This is a genomic window from Pseudomonas sp. Marseille-Q5115, assembly GCF_916618905.1.
Taxonomy (GTDB): domain Bacteria; phylum Pseudomonadota; class Gammaproteobacteria; order Pseudomonadales; family Pseudomonadaceae; genus Aquipseudomonas; species Aquipseudomonas japonica_A.
Genome location: NZ_CAKAKI010000001.1, coordinates 3584477 through 3600574, shown reverse-complemented (window position 1 = coordinate 3600574; position 16098 = coordinate 3584477). Strand labels below are relative to the sequence as shown.

The window sequence follows — 16098 nt, the reverse complement described above, 5'->3', positions numbered from 1 at the left end:
CACACATTTCAGCTGTTACGAGGTAAGCCATGAACGCATCACTGTCTGCAATGATTGTCCCGGGCGTGCTTTGGGCCTTGATCCTGTTCTCCGTGCTCAGCTGGGGGCTGTTGTTGGTGAAGTCCGCCCAATACTTGCGCCTCAAGTCGCAGAACCGTCAGTTCACCAAGGCGTTCTGGACGGCGCCCGACCTGCTCACCGCCGCAGAGCATTCCAGCCAGTACCCTGGCTCGCTGGCGCGCATCGCCAACAGCGGCTTCGAGGCCATGGCGGTGGATGACAGCCCGCGCACCGCTCAGCAACTGGCTCACACGATCAACCGGCAGGACCGGCTCGAACGTAACCTGCGACAGCAGATCCAGCGGGAACGCCGGGCGCTGGAAGCCGGCCAGGCCGTGCTGGCCAGTATCGGCAGCACGTCACCGTTCATTGGGTTGTTCGGAACGGTCTGGGGAATCATGGAAGCCCTGCAAAGCATCGGGGCCAGCGGCTCGGCCAGCCTGGAAACCGTCGCCGGCCCTATCGGCCATGCGCTGATCGCCACCGGGGTAGGGATCGCGGTCGCCGTGCCAGCGGTGCTCATTTACAACTTCTTCCTTCGGCGTTTGAAGCTTGCCCTGGCAGACATGGACGACTTCGCCCATGACTTCGACAGCCTTGCCCAGCGCAGCGCCTTTGCCGTAACCCGCGAGCCCATCGCCCACAAGCATGCCCACGGCGTGCGGGAGGCAAGCTGACATGGCCTTCTCGACCCAGGACAGCGATGAAGTACTCAGCGAGATGAACGTTACCCCGCTGGTGGACGTGATGCTGGTGTTGCTGGTGGTGTTCATCGTTACCGCGCCGCTGATGACCAACGCGATCAAGGTGAACCTGCCCAAGACCGACGCCGTGGCGCCCGCCGAGAAGAAGGACCCGGTGGTGGTGAGCGTGGATCAGGACGGCAAGTTCTTCCTCGCCAAAGCCGAGGTTGCGCCCGAGTTGCTGGAAAAGAGCCTGCAGGACGTAAAAGCCAAGGACCCGGAGGTACGGGTGCAACTGCAGGCCGACACCAGCGTGAACTACGGCCAGGTGGCCAAAGCGATGGCTTCGATTGAGCGCTCCGGGATCACCCGCATCTCGGTGATGACCACGCGTTAAGCCTTCGGGCAACCGTAACCCAGCAGCAACCCTGTGCGAGCCTTCCGGGCCTTGCAGGGGAGCGGCTTGTTTGAAGAAAGGAAATTTCCGGGCCGGCAAAACCCACCCGGAGCAAACAGGGCTCACAAGGCCATTTCAATCAACGTCTGAGAACAATCGGAAGTTAACATGTTGATGAGCTTTCCCGGGTTTACCCTCAAGCCTCTGGTCACCACCCTGCAACGGCATCGCATGGTGCCGGTTTACGTAATGGCCATGGGCATGGGCGGCGTTTATGCCGCTGACAGCACCGAAGAAACCAACAGCGCGCAAGCAGCGGTGATAGCGCCGGCGCCGGTGACCACCCAGCTGCAAAAGGTTGAAGTAACCGGCTCGGCCATTCGCCGGGTGGACGCCGAAACCGCGGTGCCGATCACCATCCTGCGTACCGCCGACCTGGAAAAGCAGGGCGTGACCACCACCGCCGAATTGATGCAGCGGGTAACCGGCAGCAACTCCATCAACAATGCCGCCGGTTCCGTGGGCACTGCTACCGGCGGGGCCAGCTTCGCTGACATGCGCGGCATCGGCGCCAACAAAACCCTGGTATTGCTCAATGGCCGCCGCCTGGCCAACAACGCCATGGCCGGCACCACCTCACAAGGTGGCGCGGTCGACCTCAACATGATCCCGTTCGCGGCCATCGACCGGGTAGAAATCCTGCGCGACGGCGCCTCGGCCCTGTACGGCACCGACGCGATCGGCGGCGTGATCAACTTCATCACCAAGAAATCCCTCACCGACGGCACGCTCACCCTCGGCGGCGAAACCCCCACCCAGGATGGCGGCGGCGGCAGCAAGGACATCAGCGGCAGCTGGGGCTACGGCGACCTGGAGCAGGACAGGTTCAACGTGATGGGCGTGTTCAATTACCGCACGCAGCAGAACCTGGATGCCAATGACCGGGGCTTCGACAAGGACTACGTGCCCGGCCGCGGCCTGGACAACACCTCCGGTACCTCTTTCCCCGGCAACTACAGCCAGAACGGCAATGCCACCAACCCGCTGGCACCAGCGTGCAGTGGCGCCAACCAGATCGCCAGCGACGGCGTGTGCCGCTACAGCACGCGCAATTCCATCGACCTGCTGCCGCAGACCGAGGCCACGTCTTTCTTTGGCAAGGCCACAGGCAAACTGGCAGACGACCATAACGTGAGCCTGGATTACTTCTGGTCTCGCAATAACAACAGCACCAGCGTGGCGCCCGCGCCCTTGACCGGCCTCAGCTTGTCCCCCGGTTCGCCGTATTACCCGGGCAACGGCATCACACCAGCGCCAACGGACTTCGCCCTGGACCCCACCCAGCCGGTGGATGTGAACTGGCGCGAGACCGCAGCCGGGGACCGCGAATCGAAGGATCAGAACACCAGCCAGCGCTTCCAGTTGACCTTCGACGGCACGGTGGCGGGTTGGGACTATAACGTGGGCGCTGGTTACAACCAGAACCAGGTGTACAACAAGGTCACCAACGGCTACGTCAGCGACTCGGCCATGATTGCCGGCCTGGACAGCGGGCTGCTCAACCCCTTCGGCCCTCAAAGCGACGCCGGGCAGGCGTACATCGACGCTAATACCTACCACGGGACCTATGCAGTTTCCACGGGGCGCGTGTCATCCATGGACGGCAAGCTCACCCGGGAAATCGGCGACTGGTTCGGCGCGGGCCCTGTCGGGCTGGCGCTGGGCGGTGAATACCGCAAGGAGAAATTCCACGAAACGGTGGAAGACTTCGCGGGCGACCTTTCCAGCCTTGGCGTAGACCCGAACAGCTCGGTGTCGGGCGATCGCAGCATCAGCGCCGAATATGCCGAAATCAACGTACCGGTGTTCGACAGCCTGGAATTGTCCGCAGCGGTACGGCACGACAAGTACAGCGACTTTGGCAGCACCACCAACCCGAAGTACTCGTTCCGCTTCCAGCCCTTCAAGGAGCTGGTGATGCGCGGCGCCTACAGCGAGGGCTTTCGCGCGCCGTCGCTGTATGAGCTGAACAACCCTACCTACACCACCTTCAGCCAAGGCAACTACAACGACCCTCGCCTGTGTACGGGCGGTACGCTGCAGCCTGGCGGTAACGGCGGCCGCGACTGCAATCAGCAGTTCCTCAACAACACGGGGGGCAACCAGGACCTTAAACCGGAAACTGCCCGTAACGTCACCGCAGGCTTCGTGTATCAACCGGTGCGCAATCTCTCGATGGGCCTGGACTTCTGGTGGATCAAGATCGCCGGGCAGATCGAAGAGTTTCCCGAGTCCGAAGTGTTCGCGCATCCCGAACTGTACGGCGATCGCATCGTACGGGCGGCGGATGGCTCTATCGACCACATCATCACCGGCCTGGCCAACCTGGGTAACGTGAAAACCAGCGGTGTGGATGTGAGCCTGAATTACCGCTTCCCGGCCACCCCGTTCGGCCAGTTTGGCGTTGACCTGCAAGGCACCTACGTCAGCCGCTACGACTACCAGCAAACGATCGATGGCGCCTACATCGACCGGGTGGGCGACTTCCAGGGCTACGGTGTGGCGGCCCGCTGGAAACACAACATCACCGGCTCCTGGACCTACGGGCCGGCGCGCGCTTCGATCACCAACCGCTACACCTCGGGCTACAACGACTACGACCGCACCACCAATGACCATGTGGCCTCGTACATGCTCTGGGACCTGGCCGCAGGCTACACCTTCGCCAAAACCCTGGACGTGGACGTGGGGGTGAAGAACATCCTCGACCGCGACCCGCCGTTCTCCAACCAGAACTACACGTTCCAGAGCGGCTACGACCCACGCTACACCGACCCGCTGGGCCGCACGCTGTTCGCCCGCGCGACCTACCACTTCTGAAGCACCCTCGGCGGGCTGCGCTCCGGCCCGCTCGATTGCCTGTGTTCGGCATCCCTGGCCAGGCGGCCAGGGTTTTTTTCAGGCGCTATGTGTGTGCGCTCGAGGACGTCCGGTTATGCAACTGCACTTTGTTTTGCCGCGGTGGCTGTTGTTGGCAGCCGCGCTGTACCTGCACGTGTCGGGCGCCCAGGCGATGCCCGTGACAGCCATGACGGTGTATGGCGAGCCGCCTAAATACCCGCCCGGTTTTCAACACTTCGACTACGTGAACCCACAGGCCCCCAAAGGCGGCTCGCTGAGCCGCTCCTCCGAGGAGATCGCTCAATTCAATTACATCATGCCCACCAACGACCAGGGCACCGCAGTCAGCCAGGTGGACACCTGGCTGTATTCGCCCTTGGCCTACCGCTCCCTGGACGAGCCTTACACGGTGTATGGGTTGGTTGCCGAAAAGATGGAGCAGGATCCTGCGGGTATGTGGGTGCGTTTCTACCTGGACCCGCGTGCGCGGTTCCATGACGGCACGCCCATTACCGCCCAGGACGTGGCCTACACCTTCAATCAGCTGATAACCAAGGCCAGCCTTAGCTACCGCCTGCTCTATGGTGATGTGGCCGATGTGTTTGTGGAGGGCCCGCGGCAGGTGCGCTTCAACTTCAAAAGCAACCTCAACCGCACCTTGCCGCTGGACCTGGCAACCATGCGAGTTTTGCCGGAACACTACTGGAAAGACCACGATTTTGCCGGCGGTGGCGGCTTCACACCACCGCTGGGTAGCGGCCCCTATCGCATCAGCCGGGTAGATCCCGGCCGCAGCATTACCTTCGAGCGGGTCAAGGATTGGTGGGCCAAAGACCTGCCCGTGAGCCGCGGGATGTACAACTTCGACACCCTGACGGTGAATTTTTACGCGGACACCGAAGTCGCGCGCCAACTGCTGCAAGCCCAGGCGTTCGATTACAACCGCGAGTTTTCTTCCAGTGGCTACGTGGTGGGCTATGAAAGCCCCGCACTCGCAGACGGACGCCTGCAACGGGCTATCCTGGCCAAGCCCCGGCCGGTGGCGGCCCAAGGCTTTGTGTTCAACCTGCAACGGCCGATCTTCCAGGACAGGCGGGTGCGCGAAGCGCTGACACTACTGTGGGATTTCGACTGGGCAAACCAGCACATGATGCGCGGCTTCTACCGGCGCCAGAGCAGCTACTTCCCCAAAAGTGAAATGGCGGCCACACAATTGCCCGATGCCCAGGAGCTGGCGATCCTTGAACCACTGCGGGGGAAGATCCCGGACGAGGTGTTCACCCAGGTGTACCAGTCGCCTGCCACCGATGGCAGCGGGTACATCCGCGACAAACAGCTGCAAGCGCTCAAATTGCTCGCCGAGGCGGGCTGGCACCCGGATCACAATCGCCTGGTGAACGCCCAGGGCGAACAATTGAAATTCACCTTCCTGGACGGGCAGGGCGGCTTCGACCGGCTGGTGCTGCCCATGAAGCGCACCTTGGCGCAGATCGGCATCGGGCTGGAAATGCGCCGCATCGACGGTGCGCAGTACAACAACCTGATGAATGCCCGTAACTACGACATGATCGTGGTGACTTTCCCGCGCAGCGGCGACCCGATCATTTCTCCCGGTCGCGAGCTCTACAACCTCTACGGCTCGGCCAGCGCAACCCAACCCGGAAGCTCCAATTTCATGGTGCTGAAGGACCCCGCCGTGGATGCGCTGATCGACGGCCTGGTCAGCGCCACCAGCCGCAGCGACATGGTGCATCACGCCCGCGCCCTCGATCGGGTGCTGCAGTGGGGCTATTACGCCATCCAGAACTACTACAGCGAAGGCACTCCGGTGGCGTACCTCAACCGGTTCGGCATGCCTGCCACGCCGCCTGCCTACGACGTGGGCCTGGACACGTGGTGGCAAGTGAGCGCTACCCCGCTGAGCACCCTGCAAATGAGCGCCCTGGCGCACAACTCGGAGGGGCACTGACATGCCGCAGTACATCTTGCGTCGCCTGTTGCTCATCATTCCTACGCTGCTGTGCATCCTGGTCGTGAACTTTGTGATCGTTCAGGCCGCGCCCGGCGGGCCGGTGGATCAAGCCATCGCTCGCCTGCAGGGCGTCAGCAAGCAAGGCGTGGGCGGCGGTGGTGGCGAAATGGCCGGGGGAGGGGGCAGCCGCTCCAGCCAGGGCCTGGACCCCGCCCTGATCGAAGAAATCAAACGGCACTATGGTTTCGACAAGCCTATGCACGAGCGCCTGTGGCTGATGATCGAGCATTACGCCCGCCTGGATTTCGGCAACAGCTTCTTTCGTGGCGCGCCGGTGACCGAACTGATCGCGCAAAAGCTCCCCACCACGATATCGCTGGGCTTATGGGCCACATTGATCACCTACCTGGTGTCGATCCCGCTGGGCATTCGCAAGGCGGTGCATCACGGCAGCCGGTTCGACGTATGGACAAGCACGGCGATCATCATCGGCTATGCCATGCCGGCGTTTCTGTTCGCCATCCTGTTGATCGTGGTGTTCGCCGGCGGCAGTTACCTGAGCTGGTTTCCCGTGCAAGGGCTGGTGTCCGAGGGCTTCGATCAATTGCCCTTCACCGGCAAGGTGCTGGATTACCTCTGGCACTTGGTACTGCCGGTAGGGGCATTGGTGATCGGTGGTTTCGCCACGCTCACCATCATGACCAAGAACAGCTTCCTCAACGAAATCAGCCGGCAATACGTGACCACCGCCAGGGCCAAGGGGCTTACTGAACGGCGCACGCTCTATGGGCACGTGTTTCGCAATGCCATGTTGCTGGTGCTGGCAGGCATCCCGCAGGCGTTGATCGACGTGTTTTTTGCGGGCTCGCTGCTGATCGAAACGCTGTTCAACCTCGACGGCCTAGGGCGCATGAGCTACGACGCCGCCGTGTCCCGGGACTACCCCGTGGTGTTCGGCACGCTGTTCCTGTTCACCCTGTTCGGGCTGCTGATCAAGCTGGTGGGCGACCTTTGCTACACGCTGGTAGACCCCCGTATCGACTTTGCCCGGAGGGCCGCCTGATGTTCTCGCTTTCTCCCTTGGGTAAACGCCGCCTTCAGGCGTTCAAGGCCAACCGCCGGGGCTGGTGGTCGCTTTGGCTGTTCCTGGGCCTGTTGCTGCTGTGCCTGTGCGCGGAGTTGCTGGCTAACGACAGGCCGCTGCTGGTGAGCTACGAGGGGCAGTGGTACATGCCCATTCTTCATACCTACAAAGAGGCCGATTTTGGCGGCGAACTGCCTTTCGAGCCGGATTACACCAGCCAGTACGTGCGCCAACTGATCGCCAGCAAACACGGCTGGATGCTGTTTCCGCCCATCCCGTTCGGGCCCGAATCGGTGAACTGGGACCTCACCGCGCCTTCGCCCAGCCCTCCCAGCGCACAGAACTGGCTGGGCACCGACGACCAGGCGCGGGATGTGCTGGCCCGCGCGCTGTACGGGGCGCGCGTATCCATCCTGTTCGCCTTGCTCCTCACCCTCATCAGTACGGTGATCGGCATATTCGCCGGTGCCATCCAGGGGTACTACGGCGGGGTGGTGGATCTGGTCGGGCAGCGCCTACAGGAAATCTGGGCAGGCCTGCCGGTGTTGTACCTGTTGATCATCCTGTCCGGGTTCGTGGTCCCCAGTTTCTGGTGGCTGCTGGGGATCATGGCGTTGTTCTCCTGGCTCGGCCTGGTGGATGTGGTACGCGCCGAGTTCCTGCGGGGGCGCAACCTGGAATACGTGAAAGCCGCCCGGGCGCTGGGTTTGACCGATGGCGCGCTGATGCGCCGGCACATCCTGCCTAACGCCATGACCAGCACCTTGACGTACCTGCCGTTTATTGTGACTGGCGCCATTTCTACCCTCACCGCGCTGGATTTTCTCGGCTTCGGCATGCCTGCGGGCACGGCGTCGCTGGGGGAGTTGGTAGGCGAAGCCAAGCAGAACCTGCAGGCGCCTTGGCTGGGCCTTACAGCGTTTTGCGTATTGGCGCTGATTTTGTCCCTGCTGGTGTTCATCGGCGAAGCCTGCCGCGACGCGTTCGACCCAAGGAGCTGACATGCACGACAACCTGATCGAAATCCGGGACCTGCACGTCGCGTTCGGGGAGCGCGAGGTGGTACACGGGGTAAGCCTCGACATCCGCCGGGGGGAGTGCCTGGCATTGGTGGGCGAATCCGGCTCGGGCAAGTCGGTGATGGCCCACTCGATCCTGCGGCTGCTGCCCGCGGCGAAGGTGCGTACCCAGGGCTGTATTCATTTCAACGGCGAGGACCTGGTGGGGGCGAGCGAGGGGCGCTTGCGCGAATTGCGCGGCAACCGTATCGCGATGATCTTCCAGGAGCCGATGACGTCCCTCAACCCGCTGCATACGGTGGAAAAGCAGATTGGTGAAGTGCTGGCCGTACATAAGGGGCTGGGTGGCACCGCGGCGCGAAACAGGGTCCTTGAGCTGCTTGAACTGGTGGGTATCCGCGATCCCGCCAAGCGCTTGAAGGCATACCCGCATCAGCTGTCCGGTGGCCAACGGCAGCGGGTGATGATTGCCATGGCCCTGGCCAACGAGCCGGACCTGTTGATTGCCGATGAGCCCACCACCGCCCTGGACGTGACTGTGCAACAGCGCATTCTCGAACTGCTGCGCGATCTGCAGGCGCGCCTGGGCATGTCCTTGCTGTTGATCAGCCACGACTTGAACCTGGTACGGCGGGTTGCCCAGCGGGTGTGCGTGATGCGCGGTGGGGAGATCGTGGAACAGGCCGCTACCGACGATCTGTTCGCTCAGCCCAGGCACCCTTACAGCCGCATGCTGATCGAGGCCGAGCCCGATGGCCGACCGGTGCCGGTGCTGTTCGACCACTACCTGCTCACCGTCGACGAGCTACGGGTATGGTTCCCATTGCCAAAGCCTTTGTTCAGCCGGGAGCGCTCATACATCAAGGCGGTGGACGGTGTGAGCTTTTCCCTGCTCAAGGGCAAAACCCTGGGCATTGTGGGCGAGTCCGGTTCGGGCAAGTCCACGCTTGGCCAGGCGATCCTGCAACTGGTGGAATGTGAGGGCAGCGTGCGCTTCGGCAACGTTCAGCTCACGCTGCAAAACCCTGCCGCCATGCGCCGATTCAGGCGGCAGATGCAGGTGGTATTCCAGGACCCGTTCGGTAGCCTCAGCCCACGCATGTCGGTGGAACAGATTATCGCCGAAGGCCTGCTTACCCATGGCATCGGCACCCCCGTCGAGCAGGAGGCCGCGGTAATCCGGGTGCTGGGTGAAGTGGGGCTGGACCCTGACACTCGCCATCGCTACCCCCATGAGTTTTCCGGGGGCCAGCGCCAGCGCATCGCGATTGCCAGGGCATTGGTGCTAGAGCCCAGCCTGATCCTGCTCGACGAGCCCACCTCCGCCCTGGACCGCACGGTGCAGAAGCAGATCGTGGAGCTACTGAGGTCGTTGCAGTTACGCCACGGGCTGACGTACCTGTTCATCAGCCATGACTTGGCGGTGGTACGTGCCTTGGCCCATGACCTGATCGTGATCCGGGAAGGCAGGGTGGTAGAGCAGGGCCCGGCGCGGCGGATCTTCGCCGCGCCGGAACACCCCTATACCCGGGAGCTGATTGCGGCCTCCGGGTTGGGCGAACAGCCCGCCGAACACGGGTCGCGGCCAAGGCCGGCTGCTACGGATTGCCTGGCGCCTCCGTAGCGGCACAGTTAGATCCGGCCTTAGAACAACTCGAACCGCGCCTGCTTCACGTCCTGCGAATCCAGGCCGATCTGCACATCGAAGTCGCCTGGCTCGGCGGCGTACTGAAGCTGGGTGTTGTAGAACTTCAGGTCGTCTTCGCTGAGCTCGAAGGTAACCTCTTTGCGCTCGCCCGCCTTGAGGAACACCTTCTCGAAGTTCTTCAGCTCCTTGATCGGCCGTGCCATGGAGGCCACAACGTCGTGGAGGTACAGCTGCACCACCGTTTCGCCGTCGCGCTTGCCGGTGTTGCGCACGGTCACGCTGGCCTTGAGGGTTTCACCACGCTTGAGACGGTTGGCGGAAAGGTGAACCTCAGACACATCGAAGGTGGTGTAGCTCAGGCCGTAGCCGAAGGGGAACAGCGGGCTGGTGTCTTCATCGAAATACTGCGAAGTGTAGTTGCCTGCCTTGCCGGGAATGAACGGCCGGCCAATGGTCAGGTGGCTGTAGTACATCGGCACCTGGCCCACCGAGCGCGGGAAGGTTACCGGCAGCTTGCCCGACGGGTTGTAGTCGCCGAACAGTACGTCGGCGATGGCATGGCCGCCTTCGGTGCCGCTGAACCAGGTTTCGAGCATGGCGTCGGCTTGCTGGGTTTCCTGCACCAGGGACAGTGGCCGGCCATTCATCAATACCAGCACCAGCGGCTTGCCGGTTGCGCGCAGCGCGGTGAGCAGGGCCCGTTGGGGTGCTGGTATTTCCAGCGTAGTACGGCTGGCGGATTCGTGGGACATGCCGCGGGATTCGCCCACCGCCGCCACGATCACGTCCGCGCTGGCGGCGGCCTTGAGGGCTTCGTCGATCATGGTTTGAGCCGAGCGTGGGTCCACGTCCACTTCGGTACGGTCGAAGATGATGCGGTTGAGGAACGCCAGGCTGTTGCGGTCGTTGGTGACGTTGGCGCCCTTGGCATACATCACCTGCGCCTGGTTGCCCACGGCATCACGAATCCCTTGCAGCAGGGTAATGGACTGCTTCGGCTGCCCCGCGGCCGACCAGCTACCCATCATGTCGATCGGCGCATCGGCCAGCGGGCCGACCACGGCGATGGCACCGGCCTTCTTCAGCGGCAGCGTGTCGCGGGCATTTTTGAGCAGCACCATGGAACGGCGGGCCACCGAACGGGCTTCTTCGCGGTGCAGGCGGCTTTCGGCGTTGGTATCGGCCGGGTCGTCTTCTGCCTTGCCTAGGCGGCGGTACGGGTCGGCGAACAAGCCCATGTCGTACTTGGCCGAGAGCACTTCGCGCACTGCATTATCAATCTCGGCTTCCGGCACCTCGCCGGTTTTCACCAGGCCGGGCAGTTCCTGGCCGTACACCATGTCGTTCATGCTCAGGTCGATGCCCGCGCGGATCGCCAGCTTCGCGGCCTCGCGGCCATCCCGCGCCACGCCATGCTTGACCAGTTCGATGATCGCGCCGTGGTCGCTCACCGTCAGGCCTTTGAAGCCCCAGTCCTTGCGCAGCAGGTCTTGCATCAGCCAGGTATTGGACGTGGCCGGTACGCCATTGATGGAGTTGAGCGCGACCATTACCCCGCCTGCTCCCGCATCCAGCGCGGCGCGGTAGGGTGGCAGGTAATCCTGGTACATGCGGGTGGGGCTCATGTCCACGGTGTTGTAGTCGCGCCCACCTTCCACACCGCCGTACAGGGCGAAGTGCTTCACCGCCGCCATGATGCTGTCCGGCGCGCTGACGTCCTTGCCCTGGTAACCCTCTACCATCACCTTGGCGATGCGCGACACCAGGTAGGTATCCTCGCCAAAGCCTTCGCTGCTGCGGCCCCAGCGGGGGTCGCGGGAAATGTCCACCATCGGCCCGAAGGTCATGTCCAGGCTATCCGCCGCCGCTTCGCGCGCCGAGGTGCGCGCGCTCACGCCTATGGCGTCCATGTCCCAGCTGGAAGCCAGGCCCAGGCTAATGGGGAAAATGGTGCGCTGCCCGTGGATCACGTCGTAGGCGAAGAACATCGGGATCTTCAGCCGGCTGTTCATGGCCGCGTCCTGCATGGGGCGGTTTTCAGGGCGGGTCACCGAATTGAAGGTGCCACCGATGCGCCCCGCGGCGATCTCCTTGCGGATCTGCTCGTGGGTCATTTCCGGGCCGATGCTGATCAGGCGCAACTGGCCGATCTTTTCGTCCAGTGTCATGCGCTTGATCAGGTCGATAATGAATGCGTCCTTGGTCGCGCTATCCGTGTTGGTGCTGGCGGCAAGGATCGGAGGGCAGGCCAAGGCAACGGCCAGGCCAAGCAGATACAGCTTCTTCATGAAATCATTCCTGGGCGGGGCCCTGCAGGGGTCGGCGAACACGCGTCGCCAAAGGTATGGCGTAAAACCGTGGCTGTTGTTTGAGCACCGTTGTAACCCATCGTTGCCGGGCGATCCAGTCAACCCACCGGCTGGCGAGCGTTTTTCCGCTTTTTGCCTGTGTGCCTTAGAATGGCCGCCCGCCGTTTTCTCGAGATTCGCTTGATGCCTGCCGTGCCCGCTTCGCCTCTGCCCACCGACGACCCACGGGCCGCTTTCCTCGACCAGTTGCGCCTGGCGCTGAATGAAGGCCGCTGGGTGAAGCTGGTATTGGCGCGTCATGTGGGAGCGGAAGCGGAGCTGGAGCGCACTACGGTCAAGCCGCTTACGGTCAAGGGGCAGCCCCGGCTGGGCTTTGTGCTGCGCTACCGTACCCGCGATATCACCCGCCATCATGCGGTGGAAGAGGGCTTGGCCGAGATCGCAGCGGCACTGCCGGAGCAGTTCCGCAACGCGCACCTGCAAACCACGGATGAAACCGTGCAGCTCGAATTCGGCAAGAAGGGCAAGGCCCGCCTGCACCGTTCCAAGGCCCAGCAACCGCAGCCAGCGGCCAGCGCCGAGCATGACCGCGCCAAGCAACGCTGGTTGGAGCTCGACCGGCCTTTCCTGGCCGCGCTTGGCGTAACTGACCGCCACGGCGCATTGGTGCCGGCAATGTCGCGCAAGTGGAAGCAGATCAACAAGTTCATCGAGGTGTTCGCCCATGCGTTCACCCAGGCCGGGCTGGCAACGGAGGCGCCCGTGCGGGTGGCGGACTTCGGTTCGGGCAAGGGTTACCTTACCTTCGCTATCCATGACTACCTGCGCCACGGGCTGGGGCGCGAAGCTTCGGTTACCGGGGTGGAGCTTCGCCAGGACATGGTCGACCTGTGCAATCAGGCGGCGGCCGAGCTGGATCACCCCGGGCTGACGTTCGAACACGGCGATGTACGTACCGTGGTACCGGCCCGCATCGATGTGATGATTGCCTTGCATGCCTGCGATGTGGCCACCGACTATGCCATTCACACTGGCATTCGCAGCCAGGCGGCGATCATCATGTGTTCGCCGTGCTGCCACAAGGAACTGCGGCCGCAAATGCACAGCCCCGAGCCCTTGGGCCCGATGCTGCAGTTCGGCTTGCACATGGGCCAGCAGGCCGAAATGCTGACCGACGGTCTGCGTGCCCTGTACCTGGAAGCCTGCGGCTATGAGACCAAGGTGTTCGAGTTCGTGTCGCTGGAGCACACCAGCAAGAACAAGATGATCCTGGCGGTGAAGCGCTCGGCGCCTGTGGACGTAGCCTCACGCCTGGCACGCATTCAGGCCCTCAAGGCGTTCTACGGCGTGAACGAGCACTGCCTGGAACGCCTGCTTCAGGCCGATGGCTTGCTGCCTTCGAACTAACGCCGCGCCCGGGGCTTTTCCTGGGGGATGTTCAGCGAAGGGGCACCCAGCGGGTGGCTGGTGGCGTCGAAGAACTCCAGTGCCATCCGGTCACCGAGTAGCTGCTGGTAGTGCTGCTTCTGGCTCAGAATCCACGGCTCGCTCAGCGGGAAGATCGCCACGGCCATTTGCTCCACAGGGGCTGCGCGCAGGGCCGCCAGCAAGTGAGCGTCCTGCCGGTTGAGTTGATGGCCGAACAGGCACATCGGGCCTTGATGGCTCGCCAGCGATGCCAGGCAATGGGTGAGGTAATCTGAGCCCCGAATGCCGCGTAGTTTGTCTGCGCTGTTGCCTTCGTTGACGAACAACGGCACGTCGCCGGGCGTATTGATCGCGAAGCCATCGAGCAGCTCACTGCCCGCAGCCACACGCCGGCGGGTGGCGCCGTCGCGGTCTTTGAGCAGGTGCAGCCCACCGTGCAGGTAGAACAACTGGTGATCCCCGGTGGCGGGCCGGCACGGATCGAACCCTGCGTCCACGTCCAAGCCGTCGTCGAAGCCCTCTGGCGCTTCCCATACCGCCCAGTGGCAGAGCAGGTCGTAGTTGCTGGAGTAGATGCGACCGTACCCTCGCAAAGCTTCGTTGAGCGCGCTACGGGTGGTGGCGGGCAACAGCCGCCAGGGCAGGTGCACGCTGCGCATGGCGTGGATGAGTGCTTCCTTGATCGCGTAGTAGCGGTTCAGCGGCCCGGAGGCGCCGATCGCCAGCGCCGCGTTCACCCGGGTGGTGGTGTTCAGGGCACTGAGCGCTTGCTCGAAGCTTTCGCTACCCATCGCCTTGAACAGCGCCTGATCGGTCTGGCCCAAGGGGCGGTTGCGCACTTTCTGCGCCAGTTCAAAGAGTGAATCGTAGGCAAAGCCTCGCCAGATTGCCCGGCTGGCACCGTTGCCCAGCAGCAAGCCGGTGCAGTGTGAAGCCAGGCGGGTGTCCTTCCAGGCTGGGAGGGCGGCGGTGATGTCGTTTCGTTCCATAGGTGCAGCAATTCGGTTACCAAGGCTGGCGCGACTGTATCACGTTGCTGTCTGCGTTCACGGTTTTGGCCATGTCGCAGGCGTGAGGTTCGCTGTCGCGACTGTCATCTTGCCTGCAGGGCCGCTGCGCTATGCTGCCTGCAACCTTCAACTGTGGAAAAGGGGAAGCCTGTGAAGAGGGTAGCAATGCACCATTGGACCACTGCAGTGTTATGCCTGGCGCTCGCCGCGCCGTCGGCGCTTGCCGCCGCGCCATCGCCCGAGGCGTTGGCCAAAAAGGCGGATATCGCCTGGCCGGCCGTCATTGCCCATCGCGGCGCCAGCTATGACGCGCCAGAATCCACCCGGCCGGCTTACCTGGCTGCCAGGGACCTTGGCGCGGATTACCTGGAAATGGACCTGCAACGCACCAGCGATGGCCAGCTTGTGGCGTTCCATGACGATACCTTGCTGCGCACCACTGACGTAGCGGCGCGTTTTCCGGAGCGCCGCGAGCGGCCCATCAGCGCCTTCACCCTTTCCGAATTACGCGAGCTGGATGCCGGTAGCTGGTTCAACGTGGCCTACCCCGAGCGGGGGCGAGCGGGGTTCGCAGGCGCCAAGGTGATGACCCTCGATGAAATCATCGACATCGCCGACGCCGACCCTAACCACCGCACCGGGCTGTATATCGAAACCAAGGTGCCCAATCTTTACCCGGGGATCGAGGCAGACCTCAAGGCCAAACTCATCTCGCGTGGCTGGCTTACGCCTGCCGGTGAGGTTGCGCCTGGCCATCGCGTAGTGCTGCAAACCTTCGAGAAAGCCAGCCTGGAACTGCTGGCCAAGGAAATGCCAAAGGTACCCAAGGTGCTGTTGTTGTGGGTAGGCGAGGGGAGCATCGAACCTGAATCCAAGGTGGCCTTCGCCGACTCCGGGATGAAGGATAAAGCGGCGTACTACGCCAGCCAGCGCCCGGCCAGCAAGGAAGAGTTCGCCAAGTGGGTGGATTTCGCCAAGGCACAGGGCGCGGTGGCCACTGGGCCTTCCGCCGCGCTCACCCAAGGCGGCGACCAAAGCTACATGGACCTGGTGCAGCCTTGGATGAACAAGCTCACCCATGCCAAGGGGCTACTGGTGCACGTGTACACCGTGGACGACCCGGTGGACTTCGAAAAGGTGAAAAAAGCGGGCGTGGACGGCGTGTTCACCAACCGAGCCGCCGAGCTGTTGAAGTTCGATGGCCGCCCGGCTGACCGCTCCGTGCAGGACATCCTCGCCGCCGAAGGTTACTGACCCGAGATGCCGTGCAGTTCGGCGATCCAGCGGCCGAGCGGCTCGGCATTGCGTTCGAGGGTATCGAGGGCATCCCGCACGCTTCCCGCGGTGGCGGCATCGTCACCGCGTACCTCGATCCACAGCGCCAGTTCCTCAATCGCCGCAGCCAGCGCGACCTGATTCTCGTAGATCTTCTCCAGTGCGTGATGCAGCGAATCCGGCATGCTCATTACTCCTTCGGCCTCGAAGTACAGACTCCCTGTGCGCAGGTTGGTGCCGTCGGCCTCCAGCAGTACGCCCGCCACCCCAAGGGAACCGATCGCCCTATGGTGTACCTCTAAGGGAAACAAG

The 16098-nt window shown here is 63.1% G+C and carries 12 protein-coding genes; 9 read left to right on the top strand and 3 right to left on the bottom strand.

The genetic code is table 11. The features are described 5' to 3' along the window. Positions 1–29 precede the first annotated feature (29 nt). The 7 genes from LG385_RS16470 (at position 30) to LG385_RS16440 (ending at position 9740) form a co-directional block, all read left to right on the top strand. Positions 30–737 carry a MotA/TolQ/ExbB proton channel family protein gene (locus LG385_RS16470; RefSeq protein ID WP_181123172.1) on the top strand — a complete coding sequence of 236 codons (708 nt, stop codon included), beginning with the start codon at positions 30–32 and terminating at the stop codon, positions 735–737. Position 738: 1 nt separating this feature from the next. Beyond that, entirely contained in the window at positions 739–1140 is a 402-nt protein-coding gene (locus tag LG385_RS16465) for an ExbD/TolR family protein (protein ID WP_181118116.1), read from the top strand. A 168-nt stretch (positions 1141–1308) separates the two neighbouring features. Further along, positions 1309–4020, top strand: a complete 2712-nt coding sequence (locus LG385_RS16460; protein WP_225775143.1) for a TonB-dependent receptor — start codon at positions 1309–1311, stop codon at positions 4018–4020. Positions 4021–4135: 115 nt separating this feature from the next. Continuing rightward, the gene (locus tag LG385_RS16455) at positions 4136–6010 is read left to right on the top strand and encodes an extracellular solute-binding protein (RefSeq protein WP_225775142.1); all 1875 of its coding nucleotides are present in this window, start codon (positions 4136–4138) and stop codon (positions 6008–6010) included. Position 6011: 1 nt separating this feature from the next. Next, positions 6012–7076 (top strand): microcin C ABC transporter permease YejB, encoded by a 1065-nt coding sequence (locus LG385_RS16450; protein WP_225775141.1) that lies wholly within the window; start codon positions 6012–6014, stop codon positions 7074–7076. Next, positions 7076–8098, top strand: a complete 1023-nt coding sequence (locus LG385_RS16445; RefSeq protein ID WP_225775140.1) for an ABC transporter permease — start codon at positions 7076–7078, stop codon at positions 8096–8098. Before LG385_RS16450 ends, LG385_RS16445 begins: the two co-directional genes overlap by 1 nt. Before the next feature lies 1 nt (position 8099). Beyond that, a complete protein-coding gene (locus LG385_RS16440; RefSeq protein ID WP_225775139.1) occupies positions 8100–9740 on the top strand; it encodes an ABC transporter ATP-binding protein in 1641 nt (546 codons plus the stop codon). A 20-nt stretch (positions 9741–9760) separates the two neighbouring features. On the opposite strand, the gene bglX is transcribed toward LG385_RS16440, so the two are convergent. Continuing rightward, positions 9761–12052 carry a beta-glucosidase BglX gene (bglX, locus tag LG385_RS16435; RefSeq protein WP_225775138.1) on the bottom strand — a complete coding sequence of 764 codons (2292 nt, stop codon included), beginning with the start codon at positions 12050–12052 and terminating at the stop codon, positions 9761–9763. 204 nt (positions 12053–12256) lie between these two features. On the opposite strand from bglX, the gene LG385_RS16430 reads away from it, so the two are divergent. Then, positions 12257–13480 carry a class I SAM-dependent methyltransferase gene (locus LG385_RS16430; RefSeq protein ID WP_225776265.1) on the top strand — a complete coding sequence of 408 codons (1224 nt, stop codon included), beginning with the start codon at positions 12257–12259 and terminating at the stop codon, positions 13478–13480. On the opposite strand, the gene LG385_RS16425 is transcribed toward LG385_RS16430, so the two are convergent. Continuing rightward, the gene (locus LG385_RS16425) at positions 13477–14490 is read right to left on the bottom strand and encodes a DUF4917 family protein (RefSeq protein ID WP_225775137.1); all 1014 of its coding nucleotides are present in this window, start codon (positions 14488–14490) and stop codon (positions 13477–13479) included. The two genes, LG385_RS16430 and LG385_RS16425, sit on opposite strands and share 4 nt — an antisense overlap. 186 nt (positions 14491–14676) lie before the next feature. Between LG385_RS16425 and LG385_RS16420 the strand changes: the two genes are divergently transcribed. Continuing rightward, a complete protein-coding gene (locus LG385_RS16420) occupies positions 14677–15765 on the top strand; it encodes a glycerophosphodiester phosphodiesterase (RefSeq protein WP_225775136.1) in 1089 nt (362 codons plus the stop codon). On the opposite strand, the gene LG385_RS16415 is transcribed toward LG385_RS16420, so the two are convergent. Then, the gene (locus LG385_RS16415) at positions 15759–15971 is read right to left on the bottom strand and encodes a hypothetical protein (protein WP_225775135.1); all 213 of its coding nucleotides are present in this window, start codon (positions 15969–15971) and stop codon (positions 15759–15761) included. The genes LG385_RS16420 and LG385_RS16415 overlap by 7 nt on opposite strands. Between the last annotated feature and the right edge of the window lie 127 nt (positions 15972–16098).